Here is a 19171-nt window from a genome sequence, read left to right on the forward strand (position 1 = left end):
TTCCTCAGTGCGCCATCATGTTGGTGTGGATGCTGAACATGATCCACAACGACAGGCCGACCAGCAGGACAATCACGATCGCGGCAAAGACAAACGCGACCACGTTGTTACGTTGGGCGGCGGAGCGGTCCAGGTGCAGGAAGTACACCAGGTGCACCAATACCTGGACCACGGCGAAGATCAGGATGATCCACAGGGTCAGGCTCTTGGGCAGCGATGGATACATCACCAGGCCGAACGGGATGACGGTCAGGATCACCGACAGGATGAAACCGATGGCGTAGGACTTGACGCTGCCGTGGCCGGCGTCATGGCCATCATGGGAATGTGCGTTAGCCATTTACAGGGTCCCCATCAGATAAACAACGGTGAATACGCAGATCCACACCACGTCCAGGAAGTGCCAGAACAGGCTCAGGCAGCTCAGACGCGTCTTGTTGGTGGCAGTCAGGCCGTTTTTCTGGACCTGATACATCATGATCGCCATCCAGATCAGGCCGCTGGTCACGTGCAGGCCGTGGGTGCCGACCAGGGTGAAGAACCCGGACAGGAAGCCGCTGCGGCTAGGACCGTAGCCTTCGGAGATCAATACGTGGAACTCATTGATCTCCATGCCGATGAAGCCGGCACCGAACAGGAAGGTCATGGCCAGCCAGCCCAGGACCTGGTTTTTCTTGCCCTTGAACAACGCCAGCATGGCGAAGCCGTAGGTGATCGAGCTGAACAGCAGCAGCGCGGTTTCGCCCAGTACATACGGCAGTTCGAAGATGTCGTGGCCCGACGGGCCACCGGCGACGTTGTTAACCAGCACCGCGTAGGCCGCGAAGATCGACGCAAACAGAATGCAGTCGGTCATCAGGTAGAGCCAGAAACCGAATACGGTCATCTCGCCCGAGTCGTGGTGATGGTCATCGTGCCCATGGTCATGACCATGGGCGTGTCCAACATTGGTCACTAAGTTCGACATGGTTTAAGCCTGTTCCAACGAGGTTTCAACACGGGTGGCGGAGGCGGGGACTTTCCCGGCCGCTACCAGGCGCTTGTGCTGCTCGGCTTCGATGCGTTCGATGACATCCACCGGCACCATGTAGCCCTGATCGTCACGGGCGGCATGGATCACGAAATACACCACGGTGCCGACCAGGCTGGCGATGGCCAGCCACCAGATGTGCCAGATCATCGCGAAACCGAACACGGTCAGCAGCGCGCCCATGACCACACCGGTCGCGGTGTTGTTGGGCATGTGGATCGGCTCGTACTTGGCCGGAACCGGATACGCGGTACCGTTTTCCTTGGCTTCGGTGAACGGGTCGATGACGTCCGCTTTCGGCAGCACGGCAAAGTTGTAGAACGGCGGCGGCGAAGAGGTCGACCATTCCAGGGTATGGGCATTCCACGGGTCGCCGTGTTCGCACATGTTCTCTGGCTTGTTGCGGTCACGCACGCTGACATACAACTGGATCAACTGGCAGGCGATGCCGACAGCGATCATCACCGCACCGAACATGGCGACGTACAGGTACGGCACCCACTCAGGGTTGGTGGTGGTGTTCAGGCGACGGGTCATGCCCATGAAGCCCAGTACATAGAGCGGCATGAACGCGACGAAGAAGCCGGTGATCCAGAACCAGAACGCTGCCTTGCCCCAGCCTTCGTGCAGCTTGAAGCCGAACGCTTTCGGGAAGTAGAAGGCAAAACCGGCAATGTAGCCGAACACGGCGCCGCCGATGATCACGTTGTGGAAGTGCGCGATCACGAACAGGCTGTTGTGCAACACGAAGTCAGCACCCGGGATGGCCAGCAGTACGCCGGTCATGCCGCCGATGGCGAAGGTCACCATGAAGCCCAGGGTCCACATCACGTGGCTGGTGAAGCGCAGACGGCCCTGGTAGATGGTGAACAGCCAGTTGAACAGCTTCACACCTGTCGGGATCGAAATCAGCATCGTCGCCAGGCCGAAGAAGGCGTTGACGCTGGCACCCGAACCCATGGTGAAGAAGTGGTGCAGCCAGACCATGAAGCCCAGTACCGAGATCGCGCCGGAAGCGTAGATCATCGAGTGGTGGCCGAACAGTTTCTTGCCGGAGAAGGTCGAGATGACTTCGGAGAAAATCCCGAACGCCGGCAGGATCAGGATGTACACCTCAGGGTGACCCCAAGCCCAGAACAGGTTGACGTACATCATCGGATTTCCACCCAGCTCATTGGTGAAAATGTGGAAATCCATGTAGCGGTCAAGCGTCAGCAAAGCCAGGGTAGCGGTCAGGATCGGGAAGGAAGCGACGATCAGGACGTTGGCCCAGGTGCAGGTCCAGGTGAAGATCGGCATGTCCATCAACTTCATGCCAGGGGTACGCATTTTCACCACGGTGGCGAGGAAGTTGACCCCCGTCAGCGTCGTACCCAATCCGGAAAGCTGTAGCGCCCAGATGTAGTAATCCATCCCCACGCCCGGACTGTATTGCAAGCCCGACAGTGGCGGATAGGCCACCCAGCCGGTCTTGGCGAATTCGCCAACGCCCAGGGACAGGTTGATCAGCACCACGCCGGACACCAGCAGCCAGAAGCTCAAGGAGTTCAGGAACGGGAAGGCAACGTCACGGGCGCCGATCTGCAGCGGCACCGCAAGGTTCATCAGGCCGGTGAAGAATGGCATCGCCATGAAGATGATCATGATCACACCGTGGGCGGTGAAGATCTGGTCATAGTGTTCAGGCGGCAGGTAGCCAGGCGAACCCTCGGTGGCCATGGCCAGTTGGGTACGCATCATGATGGCGTCGGCAAAACCGCGCAGCAGCATGACCATGGCGACGATGATGTACATCACGCCGATTTTCTTGTGGTCGACCGAGGTCAGCCACTCGGTCCACAGGTAGGTCCACTTCTTGAAATAAGTGATGCCTGCAAACAATGCCAGACCACCGAGCGCGATGATGGCGAGGGTCACCATGACAATCGGCTCGTGGAACGGGATCGCTTCCCAACTTAATTTACCAAACATCGTTTACTCCTCTGCCCCGGCAGCTGAATGCGAGCTCATGTCCATCCCTTCCATGTTGTGAGCCACTTCCTTCTCGTTCTTCTCGTGGTGCATCGGCTTGCCCGGATTCATCCCTTCATACTTGTCGATGATGGTCTGGAACAGGTTCGGCGTAACCGACGAGTAGAGTTCGACTGGGTTGTTCTGGCTCGGTTTGGAAAGGGCTTCGTATTCAGCTTTTTCAAGCTGTTTAGGTGCCTTCTTCACATCGTTGACCCAGGCGTCGAAATCTTCCTGGGTCGTGGCGATTGCTTTGAACTTCATGCCGGTGAAACCCGCGCCACTGTAGTTGGCAGAGATACCGTCGAGTTCGGCGTTCTGGTTGGCGATCAGGTGCAGCTTGGTCTGCATGCCCGCCATCGCGTAGATCTGGCCGCCCAGGCCCGGGATGAAGAACGAGTTCATCACGGTGTCGGAGGTGACCTTGAAGTTGATCGGCGTGTGGGCCGGGAACACGATCTTGTTGACGGTGGCGATGCCTTGTTCCGGATAGATGAACAGCCATTTCCAGTCCATCGAAACCACTTCAATGGTGATCGGCTTGACGTCCGAATCCAGTGGACGATACGGGTCCAGGGCGTGGGTCGACTTGTAGGTGATGTAACCCAGGGCAATGATGATCAGCACTGGAATCGTCCACACCGCCACTTCGATCTTGGTCGAATGCGACCATTTCGGCGTGTACGTGGCCTTGGTGTTGGTTGCGCGGTACTTCCAGGCGAACAGGAAGGTCATGACGATGACCGGCACGACGACCAGCAACATCAGCAGTGTGGCGGTGATGATCAGGTTTCGTTCATCCAGGCCGACCTGGCCCTTGGGATCGAGCAAGGTCATGTTGCAGCCTCCCAGCAGCAACGTGCCGAGCAGCGGCAACAAGCCTAGTAATCGGGGGTACCTGTTTTTACTCATCTCACGACCTCTAAAGCAGCTTGCGCAATGCAGTTGGGTTTTGATCGCCAACACTTCACCCTGCCAAGGGTTGGCATTTCTTGGATTGAATAAGGGCTGCCCATCGAACGTCAGCGGCTGTTCGACACATCCCGGGCCAGCAGTGAGTTCTTATTCGTTGGTCAAAAGGCCTAGTTCAAGCCCAATTCCATTTGGTGCGGGTAGTTGGAGGCACCGACACCTGGGGTCGCATGGGGCGCTGGCGCCCTTCGACCACTCTCGTGCTCAAGCCTGAGCCGGGTCGGAAAATCGGTGCGGGCGATTGTAGTGAGGTGACGCGCTGTAGACCATGTCTCATCCCGAAATAATTTTTAACCGATTCGGCAACAATCTCTTGCTGATATTGCAACGGGCCAGCATGGTATCGAAATTCATTCTCAACAAGAACCCCAAAAAACGTAGGTCTACTACGCCCGATTTAGACAGCTCGAGAGGATCTTCAAGAGGTTTTTTGCCCGGCAAATGCCCGGTTTTCGGGGCCTCCACCGCCTGACGCGTCGCTGTTAAAAATGCCTGCTGCAGGCGATACGCCAGTTGCGAAATCAGACATTTTTTTGTTACAGGAAAGCGTGCGTTATCTCTCTCGCAAAGGCTGAGCGCCGCAAGATATGTGACAACGTGTCGCACATTGCCGAAGGTCATTCTTGCCTCGGATCAAGGACGCTCCGTCTTGAGCGTGAAACGTAAAACGCCCCGGCTCTCCAGGAGAGAACCGGGGCGTTTCATCGAGGCGTTTCAGCGAAGCGGTTTGCGGTTACGCGACACCAGCAACGGCACCAGAACCACCGTCAACACGAAGGCCACCAGCGCCCATTGCGCCAGGGACAGACCCAGGATCGGTGGGTAAGGCGTGGAGCAAAAGCCATCGACCTGGAAACCCAGCGGGAAGATCTTCGCCAGCGGCAGGTCATCGACAATCGGTTGCAATACGTCGATGCCGCAACTGACCGCGGGGAAGAACTGGGTGTACACGTGATGCCCTGCCACACCGGCACCGGCCAAGGCACAGAGCACTACCAGACCTTCGAAGATCGTCAGGCTGCGGCGGGTGCGCATGGCGGCGCCGATGAAGGCGAAGATCGCGATCAGCAACAGCGCATAGCGTTGCAAGATACACAGCGGGCACGGTGCCTCGCCGAGGGCCACCTGCATGTACAGCGCACCGCCGATCAGCGCCAGGCAGATCAGCCCCAGCAGCACCAGATAGCGTCGCTCACGGCCTAGCCGCATCATTTCCTCACTCATTGCGTTTCCCTTTGTCTGCATGGATCGACGCGCAGCCTCGCGACACCCGGCGCGCAATCGGATGTATCGAAGTCTACACGCTGACCATGACAGTGAACGAGCAGCGAGCGTCGACATTGGAGGGAATAGACCGCAAGAAAGTTAAGCGGGGATTAATTCTGGCAGTTGGACAGGGATGGACCTGCCGCCGCTATCGCGAGCAAGCTCGCTCCCACAAGGAGTTTGCCCTGGCCTTATGGTCAGCCACCTTGTGGGAGCGGGCTTGCTCGCGAAAGCGATGGGTCAGCTTGCATCAATGTTGGATGTGCCGCCGTCTTCGCGAGCAAGCCCGCTCCCACAAGGGATCTGTGGCGGGCGTGGAGACCTTACTCCAGCGCCGCCGCCGGACCGAAGAATTCGTAGCGGCTCTGCCGGTCCGGCACGCCCAGGGCCTTGAGGTGGCGCTTGACGGCGCCCATGAAACCCTTCGGCCCAAGGAAATAGGCGTCCAGGTCACGCTGCTCCGGCAGCCATTGCGCCAATTGCTCCTGGCTCAGCAGCCCCACCTTATCCGCCGCCGGGCTCAAGCCGTCGTCTTCGTCGTAGCAGTAGAAGCGCTTGAGTTGCGGATGCCGCGTGGCCAAGTCGTCGATCCAGTCGCGGAAGGCATGGGCGCGGCCGTTACGTGCACAGTGGATGAAATGCACCGGCCGCTCGGTTTGCAGTGCCGCCTGCAACATGGCCAGGGTCGGCGTGATGCCGACGCCGCCGCTGATCAGCACCAGCGGCTTGTCGCTGGCGGTCAGGTAGAAATCCCCGGACGGCGGGAACAACTGGATACGGCTGCCGACGTCGAAATGATGATGCAGGTGGTTCGACACCCGCCCGCCCGGCTCGCGCTTGACGCTGATCCGATACTGACCATTGTCCGCCAGGGCCGACAGCGAATAGTTACGGCGCACTTCCTCGCCATCGAGGATGAGCTTCATGCCGATGTACTGGCCCGGCTCGGCCACCAGGATCGGGCCTTTGTCCGCCGGCTCGAAGTAGAACGAGGTGATCTCCGAGCTTTCCTGGACCTTGGCCGCCAGGATGAACTCACGCTCGCCACGCCAGCCGCCCGGCGCCTTGGCCTTCTTGTCGTACATGCCGGTTTCGGCACCGATCAGGATATCGGCCAACTGGTTGTAGGCGGCGCCCCACGCCGCAATCACCTCGGGCGTGGCGATCTCCGCGCCCAACACCTCGGCAATGGCTCGCAGCAGGCACGCACCGACAATCGGGTAGTGTTCCGGCAGGATCTGCAAGGCAACGTGCTTGTTGACGATTTTCGCCACCAGGTCGCCCAACTGGTCGAGCTGGTCAATGTGCCGCGCATACATCAACACGCCGTTGGCCAGCGCACGGGGTTGATCGCCACTGGCTTGGTGAGCCTGGTTGAACAGCGGGCGCACTTGCGGGTATTCGGACAGCATCATGCGATAGAAGTGAGTGATCAGCGCTTCACCCCCGCTTTCAAGCAATGGCACGGTGGAGCGAATGATGGCGCGTTCTTCTTGGCTGAGCATAAGGTGACTCCATGCAAGGACTTGAATAACAACTACGGCTCTACTATCAGTTTCCGTGCCACAATTTATTTTCTTATTTTTCAATTAGTTAAATAAAAAGTAGTCATAAGGACACAGAACGATTTAGAGTCTTTTGGACTACATGGAGTCCTTATGACTGCAACCTCTCTGCTCACAGCCTTGCTGCCCCTGGTGGCGGACCTGTCCCGCGAACTGCCTGAAGGCGAGCGCTATCGCCGCTTGCTGGGCGCCCTGCGTGCGCTGCTGCCCTGTGACGCAGCCGCGCTGCTACGCCTGGACGGGGACTGCCTCGTGCCCCTGGCGGTGGACGGTTTGAGTACCGATACACTGGGCCGACGCTTCCGGGTCAGCGAACACCCACGCTTCGAAGCGCTGCTGGCAAACCCGCAGCCCACCCGTTTCGCCGCCGACAGCGGCCTGCCCGACCCGTACGACGGGCTGGTCGAGGGGCTGGCCGAGCACTTGGAGGTCCACGACTGCATGGGGTGTCCGCTGTTCGTCGACGAGCGCCCCTGGGGCCTGCTCACCCTGGATTCCCTGGACCCGGAACGCTTCGAACCCATCGACCTGAGCGCCCTGCAAGCCTTCGCCAGCCTCGCCGCCGCCACGGTCAGCGCCGCCGAACGCATCGAGCGCCTGGCCTTGAAGGCCGAGGATGAGCACCGTCGCGCCGAGGTCTATCGCCAGGCCAGCGGCCAGCAACATCGCGACATGGTCGGCCAGAGCAAGGCCCACAAGCGCCTGGTGGAAGAGATCGCGCTGGTGGGCGGCAGCGACCTGACCGTATTGATCACGGGCGAGACCGGTGTGGGCAAGGAACTGGTCGCCCAGGCCATCCATGCCGCGTCGAAACGCGCCGGGCAGCCGCTCATCAGCCTCAACTGCGCCGCCCTGCCGGATACGCTGGTGGAAAGTGAACTCTTCGGCCACGTACGAGGCGCCTTCACCGGGGCGACGAACGACCGGCGCGGCAAATTCGAACTGGCCGACGGCGGCACCTTGTTCCTCGATGAGGTGGGTGAGTTGTCCCTGACGGTCCAGGCCAAGTTGCTGCGGGTGTTGCAAAGCGGCCAACTGCAGCGCCTGGGTTCGGACAAGGAGCACCGGGTCGATGTGCGCCTGATCGCGGCCACCAATCGCGACCTCGCCGAAGAAGTGCGCAACGGCCGTTATCGGGCCGACTTCTACCATCGCTTGAGTGTGTACCCATTGCAGGTACCGGCGCTGCGTGAGCGCGGACGGGACGTGCTGCTGCTCAGCGGCTTTTTCCTGGAACAGAATCGTTCACGCATGGGCCTGGGCAGCCTGCGCCTGACCAACGACGCCCAGGCCGCACTGGTGGCCTACGACTGGCCGGGCAACGTACGCGAACTGGAACACCTGATTGGCCGCAGTGCCCTGAAGGCCTTGGGCCGCTGCCCGACGCGCCCGAAGATCCTCAGCCTCAGCGCCCAGGACCTGGGTTTGCCCCAAGCCCCTGTGGATAACCCTGCCCCATCATCCACCGGCCCGACACCGGCACAGGTGGGCGTGACGGGAGACATGCGCGAAGCGGTGGACGAATTCCAACGCAATTTGATTGCCGCCTGCCTGGAGCGGCACCAGCACAACTGGGCCAGCGCCGCCCGGGAGCTGGGGCTGGATCGGGCGAACCTGGGGCGGATGGCCAGGCGGTTGGGGCTAAAGTAGTGTCCTTGAGCAGCCACTGAGGCCCTCTGTGGCGAGGGGATTTATCCCCGCTGGGCTGCGCAGCAGCCCAAAAATCTACCAACCCGGAGTATCAGACTGAATGCGTTCAGCCTTGTTTGGGGTTGCTGCGCAACCCATCGGGGATAAATCCCCTCGCCACAGGTAAATCCCTCGCCACAAGATGAGCGTCCGCAGGCCGCTGACTTGAAATTGGCTGTCGACCGCTTTCGTCCTAAAGCCTGCCCCCGACAAGTCGATAACCCAATATCAAAAGCTGTTTTGGCGATCTTCAGGCTCGCCCCACCTTTTTCCACAGAAGGTTTTTATGTCTTCCAACAAAGCCCGCGCAGATTCACTTTCGCTTCTGCTGTTTACCTTGCGCAGCGGCAAGCTGATGGCGATCAACCTGCTCAAGGTCAGTGAAATCATTCCCTGCCCACCGTTGACCAAACTGCCGGAGTCCCATCCGCACGTCAAAGGCATCGCCACCCTGCGCGGGACGTCGTTGTCGGTGATCGACCTGAGCCGCGCCATTGGCGAGCGGCCGCTGGAAGATCCGGACGGCGGTTGCCTGATCGTCACCGACGTGAGCCGTTCCAAACAGGGCCTGCATGTGCAGGCGGTGAGCAAGATCGTGCATTGCCTGACCACCGACATCAAACCACCGCCCTACGGTTCCGGCGGCGTGCGGGCGTTCATCACCGGCGTGACCTCGGTGGACGGTACGCTGGTGCAGGTGCTGGACATCGAAAAGGTCATCCACGGCATCGCCCCGGCGCAGATCGAAACCGCGCCGACCGAACTGAGCATGGAAGACGCCGAAGTACTGGGCAACGCCCGGATCCTGGTGGTCGATGACAGCCAGGTCGCGCTGCAGCAATCGGTGTACACCCTGCGCAACCTGGGCCTGCAATGCCACACCGCCCGCAGCGCCAAGGAAGCCATCGACTGTCTGTTGGAGCTGCAGGGCACTGCGCAGGAGATCAACCTGATCGTTTCCGATATTGAAATGTCGGAAATGGACGGCTACGCCCTCACCCGGACCCTGCGCGAAACGCCGGATTTCGCGCACCTCTACGTGTTGCTGCACACGTCGCTCGACAGCGCCATGAACAGTGAAAAGGCGCGCCTGGCCGGCGCAAACGGGGTGCTCACCAAGTTCTCGTCACCGGAGTTGACCAAGTGCCTGATCACCGCGGCCAAGGCCGTCGCCGAACAAGGGCGCTGACACCCACCCGCGGCAATGCAGGCCGAACGCCAGGAGGCTGCGATCGTCGCGGCCTCTGAACACTGCTCCAACCTCAGGCATACTCCTGCCCTGGTTCCCCTGAACAAGGACATTGTTGATGAAAACCCCTGCGCTGATGTTCCTCGGCCTCACTGCCGCCATGGCCTTTGAGGCTCAGGCTTCCAGCCCCGACGCCTGGGCCGCCTACGACAAAAAAGTGCTCGCCAGTTGCTTGAAGGCCAGCGGCCTTAAAGACCCCGAACCCGTCGGCACCGCCGCGCAATTCGACGACCGGGTGGGCTACACCGCTGTGTTGCTGCAAGGCCAATACCCACAGAAACACATGAAAGGCGCAACCGGCACCGAGTTGTGCCTCTACCGCAAGAAAACCGGGACCGCCTTCGTCACCGAATGGGACTCGATCCGCCCGACCGACGCCCCTCGATGAATGGCGCATAACTTGCTTCGCAGGGCTTATCGCGGCGTTTTTCCGGCGCCGCTTTCAGCCTATTGCCTTTGGTCGATCAATGAACACCACGTTTTCCTGTGTAGGGTGCGGTAAATGCTGTACCGGCCATCACGTTCCCCTGACCCTCGACGAAGCCAGGATGTGGGCCAATGACGGCGGCCAGGTGATTGTCCTGGTCGAGGCCTTCCTGCCCAATGGCCTCGGCCTTCCGGTGGCGCAACGTGAACATGCCGAACGACGCTCGGCGGTGGTCCGTAGCGGCACGAGCGACGCGCTGGTGGCGATCACGTTCGCCGCTTATAACGTGGGTCGTTGCCATAATCTGGACGACGAAAACCTGTGCCGCATCTATGAGCGCAGACCCTTGGTGTGTCGTATTTATCCCATGGAAATCAATCCACACATCCCGCTCGATCCCGCCGCCAAGGATTGCCCACCGGAGTCGTGGGAAACGGGGCCGCAGTTGATACTGGGCGCTGAATTGGTGGACCAGGAACTGGCCCGCTTGATCGAGCGTTCACGCCAGGCCGATCGTGAGGAAATCGCGATCAAGGAACGCATCTGCATGTCTCTGGGCATCCACACGACGGCGTTGAAGGGCGACGGATTCACGGCCTACCTGCCGAACATGGCTGCGTTTGCCGCCGCTATCGATCAAGCCCGCTCGCAGCCGTTGGACCTGGCGGCTGGCGAATGGCAGTTCCACCTGTCCGGCGAGGACGTGGCCAACCAGGTTTCGGCCAGCGGCGCGCGGGTGGTCACTGAAGCACCGGTCACCTACGCCTTCATTTCCCTGCGGGCCGCCTGAGTTTGTAAAGATCCCCTGTGGGAGCGAGCTTGCTCGCGATAGCGGTCTGTCAATCAATTGCGAGTGACTGGGCTGGCGCCATCGCGAGCAAGCTCGCTCCCACAGAAGACTGGTGTCGGTGCGATTACACCCTGCCCTCTCGCCTAACCCGCGCCAGGAATGTTAGCGTGCTTGGTATTCCTTGCAGATGAGCCTTGCACGATGAAAAAAACCGTACTTGCCTTCAGCCGTATCACGCCCCCCATGATCGAACGCCTGCGCCAGGACTTCGACGTGATCGTCCCCAACCCGTCGAACGGCGACATCAACGCGCAGTTCAACGAAGCCTTGCCTCACGTCCACGGGCTGATCGGTGTCGGTCGCAAGCTCGGCCGCGAGCAACTGCAGAGCGCCGCGAACCTGCAAGTGGTTTCCAGCGTGTCGGTGGGCTACGACAACTATGACCTGGCCTACTTCAATGAACGCGGGATCATGCTCACCAACACCCCCGACGTGCTCACCGAAAGCACCGCCGACCTGGCCTTCGCCCTGCTGATGAGCAGCGCCCGGCGCGTGGCCGAACTGGACGCCTGGACCAAAGCCGGGCAATGGCAAGCGACGGTTGGCCCGCAGTTGTTCGGCAGCGACGTGCATGGCAAGACCCTGGGCATCGTCGGCATGGGCAACATCGGCGCAGCCATTGCCCGGCGTGGCCGGCTGGGGTTCAACATGCCGATTATCTACAGCGGCAACAGTCGCAAGACCGAGCTGGAAAACCAGCTGGGCGCACAATTTCGCGAACTGGACCAATTGCTGGCCGAAGCCGACTTCGTCTGCCTCGTGGTGCCGTTGAGCGAGAAAACCCGCCACCTGATCGGCCAGCGTGAACTGGGCCTGATGAAACCGAGTGCCATCCTGGTCAACATTTCCCGTGGCCCTGTGGTAGACGAACCAGCGCTGATCGAAGCATTGCAGAACAACCGCATCCGCGGTGCCGGGCTGGATGTCTACGAGAAAGAACCATTGGCCGAATCGCCGCTGTTCCAGCTGAAAAACGCCGTGACCCTGCCCCACATTGGCTCGGCGACTCACGAAACCCGTGAGGCCATGGCCAATCTGGCTGTGGATAACTTGCGCAGTGCCTTGTTGGGCGAGCGACCGCAGAACCTGGTCAACCCGCAAGTCTGGAAATAAATCCTCCGCAAAAGCCCCCGGGGGAACACACCGTGGCGAGGGAGCTTGCTGTGGCGAGGGGATTTATCCCCTCGCCACAGCAAGCTCCCTCGCCACGGTATTCTCGCCAGGCGTTCTGTCTCAGCGTGCACCCAGCGCGACATTCGTCGCCACCGGCCGTGGCTTACGAAACACCAGCACGTTCCCCAGCATCACCAGCACCAACCCCACCAATGCCGGCACTGTCCACTGGTAGCCCTCGACAAACGCCGAGACATTCAACGCCACCACCGGGAACAGCACAGTGCAATAGGCCGCCCGTTCCGGCCCCATGCGCCCGACCAGTGTCAGGTAGGCGGTAAAGCCGATCACCGACCCCGGAATCACCAGGTACAACAACGAGCCGATGTAGCGCGTGTTCCATTCCATGTCGAACGGAATGCCTTTGAACCCACACCACACCGCCAGCATCGCTGCGCCATAGGCCATGCCCCAGGCATTGGTGGTCAATGGCTTGAGGCCGGCTTTCTGTTGCAGGCTCGACAGCATGTTGCCCGCCGAGAAACACAACGTCCCCAGCAGCGCCAGTGCCAATCCGAGCATCGTTTGCGGGCTTGCGCTGTGGCCGGCCAGTTCCGGCCAGAACAGCAAGGCCAGCCCCGAAAGCCCCAGCGCGCCCCCCAACAGCACGTTACGGGCAATCCGCTGACCGAAGAAAACCCGGGCATTGAGGGCGTTCCAGAGGGTGGCGGTGGAAAACACCACGGCGACCAAGCCACTGGGGATCCATTGACTGGCAGTCAGGAAGCACATGAAGTTGATGCAGAACAGGCACAGGCCCTGGGCAACGCAAATCAAATGGCCGCGCCGATTCATCACCTGCAAGCGTCGGCTGAGCAGGAGCATGGCAAACAGGATCAGCGCCGCGAGACCGAAGCGATAGACAATCGACACGGGGATGGCGACCACGCCCAACTGCAGTTTCAGGGCGATCCAGGTCGTGCCCCAGATGAGCACGGTAAGCAGGTACAACGAGAGGTTCATGGTGACGGCTCCTGACAATGACCTTCAGTGTCACGCCACCGCCGCTGCGGCACTTGCATAAACTTGCGGTTTTGTCGGCTGGCGGGCTGGCAGGAGCGGGGCGAGGGAGTAGGATGCAAGGCGTTGGAGAGAACCGATCATGCCCACATTGCAAAGCCTGCAAGTCTTCCAAGCCCTCAACAGCTCGCCCAATGCTCGCCTGGAGCACAGCGCCGAGCTCGGAGACGGCATGGCGGCCGCTTTGTGGAGCAACCAGCACGACGCCCAGGACTACGAGGCACCGACCCACCATACGTTGTCCTGCTACATCGCCGGTGGCACCGGTACGTTTCGCCGCGAACGACCCGAGACCACAGGGGCGCCGGGCAAACTCTGCGTACTGCCCGCCGGACATGAATCGGCCTGGGTCATCAACGGCGACATTCGCCTCGCCCACCTGTATTTCAGCGCGGAACAATTCGCCCTCGGGTGCATCACGCTGCTGGACCGCGAACCGCGGCAGGTGCAACTGCACGAGGAAACGTTCCTCGACGACCCGCAGCAGGCGCATCGCTTTCGCCAGTTGATCGCGCTGAACTGGGACGAACCCGGGGAACGCCTGTTGACCACCAGTTTGGCCCATGACCTGCTCAACCACCTGCTGCTCAGCCAGGTCGGCCAGCGCCAGGGGCTTCGCCTCAAGGGCGGCCTGGCGGCTCACCAGCGGCGGTTGCTGGTGGATTACGTCGACAGCCACCTGGCCGACCCCATCAGCCTCGGGCAATTGGCGACGTTATGCGCGTTATCCGAATACCACTTCGCGCGGATGTTCCGCGAAAGCTTCGGGCTGCCGCCCCATCAATATGTACTGGCCCGGCGCCTGGCTTGCGCGCAACACTTGCTGCGTACCACGTCACAACCGTTGGGCGAGGTGGCACTGGCCTGCGGATTTGCCAGCGCCAGCCACTTCACCAACCGTTTTCGCCAGACCTTGGGGGCGAGCCCCGGGGAATATCGACAGGCATTCTTGCGCTAGGCACCACCACGCTCCGGCCAAATGAAACAACCAGGCACTGATCCCGATTGCCGTAGCCACTGCCGCGCCTCTACAATGCGAACAATTCTTGTTCTCTAGCACAGCTCAGCGCTGTCGGGATGTTCCTCGTTGCCGCCTGCACACACCGTCGAAGTGCTCTACAACGCCCATCACAGTTGGCTCAACAGCTGGTTGCGAAGAAAACTCGGGTGCCCCGACAGTGCCGCCGACCTGGCGCAGGACACGTTCATGCGCGTGCTGACGACGCGCGATCCGCAGCCTGTCCTGGAACCCCGCGCATTCCTTACGACCATTGCCAAGCGCGTACTGTTCAACCATTACCGCCGCCAGGACCTTGAGCGCGCCTACCTCGACACCCTCGCCCAACTGCCGGAGCAGGTGGCGCCGTCGGAGGAAGAACGGGCAATCATCCTGCAAACCCTGACGGAACTGGACCAACTGCTCGATGGGTTGCCGCGAGCGGTCAAGCAGGCGTTTCTGCTGGCCCAGGTCGATGGCCTGACCTACAACGAAATCGCCCGTGAACTGGGGATTTCCCTGGCAACGGTCAAGCGCCATCTGAACAAGGCAGCGATGCGCTGCTACTTCGCCTTATGACCCCGTCGATCAACGGCGCACCTGACGTCAGCGCCCAAGTCGCCGAGCAGGCCGTGCACTGGCTCCTGGAAATGCAGCAAGGCCCACTCGACACCCGCCAACAGCAAGCCTGGGAGCAATGGCTCGATGCTCATAGCGAACATCGCCGTGCCTGGGAACATATCCAACGGGTCAATCAACGGCTGCGCAGCGTATCCCCTGCGTTAGCCCATGCGACCCTCAATGCACCGAAGTCCGCCATGCGGCGGCGGGCGCTCAAAACGTTACTGGTACTGGGGGCCGGCTCAACGTTGGCCTGGGGCCTGCGTGAACGCCAGTGGCTGCCACCCTTGATGGCCGACTTTCGCAGCCCGGTGGGCGAACGGCGTCGCCTGATGCTGGATGACGGCAGCCAGTTGCAGCTCAACAGCGGCAGCGCGGTCGACGTTCGCTTCGACGCTCACCGTCGCTTGATCCGCCTGCTGGAGGGTGAACTGCTGTTGACGGCGGCCCGGGACCCCAGGCCCCTGCACGTACTGACCGCCCATGGCCGGCTGGAAAGCCGCAACGCCCGGTTCAACGTACGCGAATATCCGGAACACACCCAGGTGGCGGTGTTTGAAGGCGAGGTGGACATTCACAGCCGACACGGCCCGTCTTCGTTGCTGGGTGCATCACGGCAACTGAGCCTTGGCATCAACGGCGCCGGGCCCGCCACGGCGCTGGATGCCAACAGCGGTGCCTGGACGCAAGGCATGCTGATAGCCGCGCACATGCGTCTGGCGGACTTTCTCGACGAACTCGGCCGGTACCGCCGCGGCCAATTGCACTGCGACAAGGCGGTTGCCAACCTTCTGATCTCCGGAACTTATCCGCTGGACAACAGCGAACGAATCCTCGATCTGCTGGAAGTCAGCCTACCGGTCCAAGTACGCCGCTTTACCCGCTATTGGGTCTCGGTCGAGGCCCGTGCTTGAACCATGACCGTCCTGCCGAAAAAAAACCTGCAACCGTGAGCTGTTTTCCCTGCCTCGGGTGACAGAGAAGGAAAGCCACTTCGATACAACCTTCTCGAGACCCTCATCCATGCCGCAACAACCTACCCGTCTCACCCCACTGGCCCGTACCATGCGTCAATGGCTCCTGGGGGCCAGCTTGAGTTTCGTCGCACTGCCTTGCGTACAGGCTGCCGATGCCAAGGCCTATCACATCGCGCCGTCGTCACTGGAAAATGCCCTCAATCAGTTCGGACGCGAGGCCGGGGTGCTGATTTCCTTCGGCTCGCAGACGACCGCTGGCCTGCAGAGTCGCGGCCTGGAAGGCAGCTACAGCCCAGAGCAAGGGCTGAGCGCGCTGCTCGAAGGCACAGGCCTGCAAGCCCGGCCCGAGGGAGATAACGCCTTCAGCCTGCAACCGGCCACCAACACCGCGATGGACATCGGCACCACCACCGTGGTCGGAGACTGGCTCGGCGACGCCGCGCAAGCCAATGTCTTCGAACACCCCGGCGCCCGTGACGTTATCCGTCGTGAAGCGTTCGAGCGCCAGGGTGCGACGCAGGCGCGGGATGTACTCAATCGCATTCCCGGCGTCAATGCACCGGAAAACAACGGCACTGGTAGCCATGACATGGCGCTGAACTTCGGTATTCGCGGGCTCAACCCACGCCTGGCCTCACGCTCCACGGTGCTGATGGACGGCCTCCCGGTGCCTTTCGCACCTTACGGCCAGCCGCAACTATCGTTCGCACCGGTCAGCATGGGCAACATGGACGCGGTGGATGTCGTACGCGGCGGCGGCGCAGTGCGCTACGGCCCGCAAAACGTCGGCGGCGTGGTCAACTTCGTGACGCGGGCGATTCCCGATGCACCCACGGTAAAGGGGGGCTTCCAGACCGAGACGAGCCCATCCTCCAGCCATGACGGTTTCAAAACGTACTCCAATCTGCTGGCGGGCGGCACCGCCGACAACGGCTTGGGCGGTGCCCTGCTGTATTCCGGCACCCGTGGCGGCGACTGGCGCGAACACAGCGACACACAAATCGATGACCTCATCCTCAAGGGCAACTACCAGCTGGACGAGGCCAACAGTTTCAATGCCATGGCCCAGTATTACGAAGGCGAGGCCGACATGCCCGGCGGCCTGAATGTCGCCGACTATGATGCCAACCCGTATCAGTCCACACGTCCGAACGACCGTTTCTGGGGCCGTCGCACCCTGGTCAATTTCGGCTACCGCTACCAGCAAGACCGCCGGGAATTCACCGCCAGTACGTTTTTCACCAAGACCTTGCGCAGCGGCTATCTGGACCAGGGCACCTTCCTGTCCCTGTCACCTCGCGAATATTGGGTACGCGGCCTGGAAACCCGTTTCGCCCAAGGTTTCGACCTCGGCCCGACCAGCCATGAGGTCGGCGTCGGCTATCGCTACATCAACGAGGCCGGCCACGAACTGCGATACCGCACGCCGATCGCCAGCAACGAATTGCCGACAACCTCCAGCCGCAACGACCGTGATACGCGCGGGGGCACTGAGGCCAATGCGTTTTTCATCGATGACCGGATCGACATCGGGAAATGGACCATCACGCCGGGTGTTCGCTACGAAATGATCGAATCCCAGCAAACCAACAACCTGACGAATGTGAAGTACAAGGGCGACTACAACACGGCCTTGCCGGCATTGAACGTGCTGTATCACCTGACCGATGAGTGGAATCTGTACGCCAACACCGAAGGCTCGTTCGGCAGCGTGCAGTACAGCCAGATGCCCAACCGTGTCAGCAGCGGTGAAGTGAAACCGGAAAAGGCCCGCACCTGGGAACTCGGCACCCGCTACGACGATGGCAACCTGCGGGCGGAGATCGGCGCGTTCCTGATCAACTTCGACAACCAGTATGAAAGCAACCAGACCAACGACTCGGTCATTGCCCGAGGCGAGACTCGCCACCAAGGCATCGAAACCAGCATCAACTACGCCCTTGATGGCCTGAGCCCTGCACTGGCCGGTTTCGACGTGTATGCCACGTATGCCTTCGTCGATGCCACCATTCGTGAAGACGGACCGAACAAAGGCAACCGCGTGCCATTCTCTTCGAAGCACAAAGGCACACTGGGCGTGGGTTATACGGACGGGCCGTGGAAGCTGAACCTGGACAGCACCTATCAGAGCGCGCAGTTTGCCGACAATGCCAACACCCGGGCTGAAAGCGCCGACGGCAGTACCGGCAATATCCCCGGCTACATGCTGTTCAGCAGCCGCGCTGCCTATGATTTCGGCCCGCAACTGTCGGACCTGAACGTGGCGGTGGGCGTGAAGAACATCTTCAATACCCAATATTTCACCCGCTCGTTCGACGACAACAACCGAGGCAAGTACGTGGGGGAACCGCGCACGTTGTATGTGCAGACGTCCGTGGCGTTTTGAGTCGGGGCTACGGTGAACCGCTGAAACAAGACGGGCCTGCGATTGCAGGCCCGTTCGGTGAGTGACTTTAAGCGAGCAGGCTCAGCCGTTGAGGGCGGCCCGTTCGTTCTCCAGGAATTCTTCTTCCAGCAGCGCATCGGCCAAGGCAACGGATTCGGTCGGTGTCGCAATGGCAGCGCGCTTGCCGCGCAGTTTGCCGAACAAGTGCTCCAAGGCGTTTTCAAGCTTGGTGGCCGCCCCCTCGATCGCCAGTTCCAGCGAATCGGCCTTGTGTGTCACGGAAATCGGCTGGTGGCCTTTAGGCCGCGCTTCAAGCTGGCAACGCAGGTCATGGGGACCGGGCTTGTCGCCGTTCTCGTCCCGCAGATGAACCTCGACCCGTGTCAGGTCTTCTTCATAACGTTCGAGCGTGCTTTCGATGGTAGTACGTACCCACTCCTCCAGTCGGATGCTGCTTTGAATATGGTTATCGCTGTTGACTTGGATTTGCATAGTTCATCCCTTATTTCAGCTAGCTCGCCGGGGGCCATCGACGTGAATGCAACGGCCCCTTGAATACAGAGTCGGGCTGGCGGAAGAACAATTCAACCCCTGGAAAAATATAAATATCCATTTGCAAATAAAGCCGGACAGCGGACAAAAGCACTGTTACTGTCGGGAGTTGCCCCGCCCTGCCCACCCGCCGCAAATCGTCTCCCTCCCTGCACCGTCAACGAACATCCACACGTTATTGCCCCGAAACGGGCAGCCGCATTCCAGAGCGTTCGGCGCTTGGACGCCGGGATCATTGTCCAACAGTTTTTCCGGCATGCCACTTGCTAACACCCTATAGGAGCCGCCGCAGGCTGCGATCTTTTGATCCTGAGACCTGCCCGGCCCCAGGAATCTGGAGATGAACACGATCATGGAATGGCCGATGGTCCGGTGTTGCGAACTAAT

18 protein-coding genes are annotated in these 19171 nt (G+C 60.7%); 9 read left to right on the forward strand and 9 right to left on the reverse strand.

Going from position 1 to position 19171, the window contains the following annotated elements; translation table 11 throughout:
• Nucleotides 1-4: 4 nt before the first annotated feature.
• The 7 genes from cyoD to hmpA all read right to left on the reverse strand — a co-directional run bounded on the left by cyoD (nt 5) and on the right by hmpA (nt 6783).
• Nucleotides 5-340, reverse strand: a complete 336-nt coding sequence (gene cyoD / locus BM317_RS26390) for a cytochrome o ubiquinol oxidase subunit IV (protein WP_014340102.1) — start codon at nt 338-340, stop codon at nt 5-7.
• A complete protein-coding gene (locus tag BM317_RS26395; protein ID WP_060740733.1) occupies nt 341-967 on the reverse strand; it encodes a cytochrome o ubiquinol oxidase subunit III in 627 nt (208 codons plus the stop codon).
• A 3-nt stretch (nt 968-970) separates the two neighbouring features.
• Nucleotides 971-3001, reverse strand: coding sequence for a cytochrome o ubiquinol oxidase subunit I (gene cyoB, locus BM317_RS26400; protein WP_092166162.1), 2031 nt, complete (start codon nt 2999-3001; stop codon nt 971-973).
• Nucleotides 3002-3004: 3 nt separating this feature from the next.
• Nucleotides 3005-3952, reverse strand: coding sequence for a ubiquinol oxidase subunit II (gene cyoA / locus BM317_RS26405; RefSeq protein ID WP_060740731.1), 948 nt, complete (start codon nt 3950-3952; stop codon nt 3005-3007).
• 333 nt (nt 3953-4285) lie between these two features.
• Nucleotides 4286-4633, reverse strand: coding sequence for a hypothetical protein (locus BM317_RS30465; protein WP_139236074.1), 348 nt, complete (start codon nt 4631-4633; stop codon nt 4286-4288).
• A 93-nt stretch (nt 4634-4726) separates the two neighbouring features.
• Nucleotides 4727-5236, reverse strand: coding sequence for a disulfide bond formation protein B (locus tag BM317_RS26415; RefSeq protein WP_060740730.1), 510 nt, complete (start codon nt 5234-5236; stop codon nt 4727-4729).
• Between the two features lie 365 nt (nt 5237-5601).
• Nucleotides 5602-6783 (reverse strand): NO-inducible flavohemoprotein, encoded by a 1182-nt coding sequence (gene hmpA, locus BM317_RS26420; RefSeq protein WP_092476854.1) that lies wholly within the window; start codon nt 6781-6783, stop codon nt 5602-5604.
• Nucleotides 6784-6936: 153 nt separating this feature from the next.
• On the opposite strand from hmpA, the gene norR reads away from it, so the two are divergent.
• From norR to BM317_RS26445, 5 genes are all read left to right on the forward strand, one after another.
• Entirely contained in the window at nt 6937-8493 is a 1557-nt protein-coding gene (gene norR, locus BM317_RS26425) for a nitric oxide reductase transcriptional regulator NorR (protein ID WP_092166159.1), read from the forward strand.
• Nucleotides 8494-8818: 325 nt separating this feature from the next.
• On the forward strand, nt 8819-9721 hold the full coding sequence (locus tag BM317_RS26430) for a chemotaxis protein CheV (protein WP_092166158.1): 903 nt from the start codon (nt 8819-8821) through the stop codon (nt 9719-9721).
• Nucleotides 9722-9839: 118 nt separating this feature from the next.
• A complete protein-coding gene (locus tag BM317_RS26435) occupies nt 9840-10169 on the forward strand; it encodes a hypothetical protein (RefSeq protein WP_092476856.1) in 330 nt (109 codons plus the stop codon).
• 79 nt (nt 10170-10248) lie between these two features.
• Nucleotides 10249-10998 (forward strand): YkgJ family cysteine cluster protein, encoded by a 750-nt coding sequence (locus BM317_RS26440; RefSeq protein WP_092476858.1) that lies wholly within the window; start codon nt 10249-10251, stop codon nt 10996-10998.
• A 201-nt stretch (nt 10999-11199) separates the two neighbouring features.
• A complete protein-coding gene (locus BM317_RS26445; RefSeq protein ID WP_092166153.1) occupies nt 11200-12171 on the forward strand; it encodes a 2-hydroxyacid dehydrogenase in 972 nt (323 codons plus the stop codon).
• A 120-nt stretch (nt 12172-12291) separates the two neighbouring features.
• Here BM317_RS26445 and BM317_RS26450 read toward each other — a convergent pair whose 3' ends face one another.
• The gene (locus BM317_RS26450; RefSeq protein WP_092166151.1) at nt 12292-13194 is read right to left on the reverse strand and encodes a DMT family transporter; all 903 of its coding nucleotides are present in this window, start codon (nt 13192-13194) and stop codon (nt 12292-12294) included.
• A 139-nt stretch (nt 13195-13333) separates the two neighbouring features.
• Here BM317_RS26450 and BM317_RS26455 point away from each other — a divergent pair, with 139 nt between their 5' ends.
• The 4 genes from BM317_RS26455 (at nt 13334) to fecA (ending at nt 18232) form a co-directional block, all read left to right on the forward strand.
• Complete coding sequence (locus BM317_RS26455; RefSeq protein ID WP_092166149.1) at nt 13334-14209, forward strand: helix-turn-helix domain-containing protein; 876 nt, start codon at nt 13334-13336, stop codon at nt 14207-14209.
• Nucleotides 14210-14338: 129 nt separating this feature from the next.
• Nucleotides 14339-14827, forward strand: coding sequence for a sigma-70 family RNA polymerase sigma factor (locus BM317_RS26460; protein WP_092166147.1), 489 nt, complete (start codon nt 14339-14341; stop codon nt 14825-14827).
• Nucleotides 14824-15783: a FecR domain-containing protein gene (locus BM317_RS26465; RefSeq protein ID WP_092166139.1), complete on the forward strand. Its 960-nt coding sequence runs from the start codon at nt 14824-14826 to the stop codon at nt 15781-15783. Before BM317_RS26460 ends, BM317_RS26465 begins: the two co-directional genes overlap by 4 nt.
• 109 nt (nt 15784-15892) lie before the next feature.
• On the forward strand, nt 15893-18232 hold the full coding sequence (gene fecA, locus BM317_RS26470; protein ID WP_092166137.1) for a TonB-dependent Fe(3+) dicitrate receptor FecA: 2340 nt from the start codon (nt 15893-15895) through the stop codon (nt 18230-18232).
• A gap of 81 nt (nt 18233-18313) precedes the next feature.
• Here the strand turns inward: fecA and BM317_RS26475 are convergent, their stop codons facing one another.
• Nucleotides 18314-18724 (reverse strand): HPF/RaiA family ribosome-associated protein, encoded by a 411-nt coding sequence (locus tag BM317_RS26475; RefSeq protein ID WP_072409467.1) that lies wholly within the window; start codon nt 18722-18724, stop codon nt 18314-18316.
• Nucleotides 18725-19171 lie beyond the last annotated feature (447 nt).

Origin of the sequence: Pseudomonas sp. NFACC24-1 (assembly GCF_900115235.1) — a bacterium.
Taxonomy (GTDB): Bacteria; Pseudomonadota; Gammaproteobacteria; order Pseudomonadales; family Pseudomonadaceae; genus Aquipseudomonas; species Aquipseudomonas fluorescens_AA.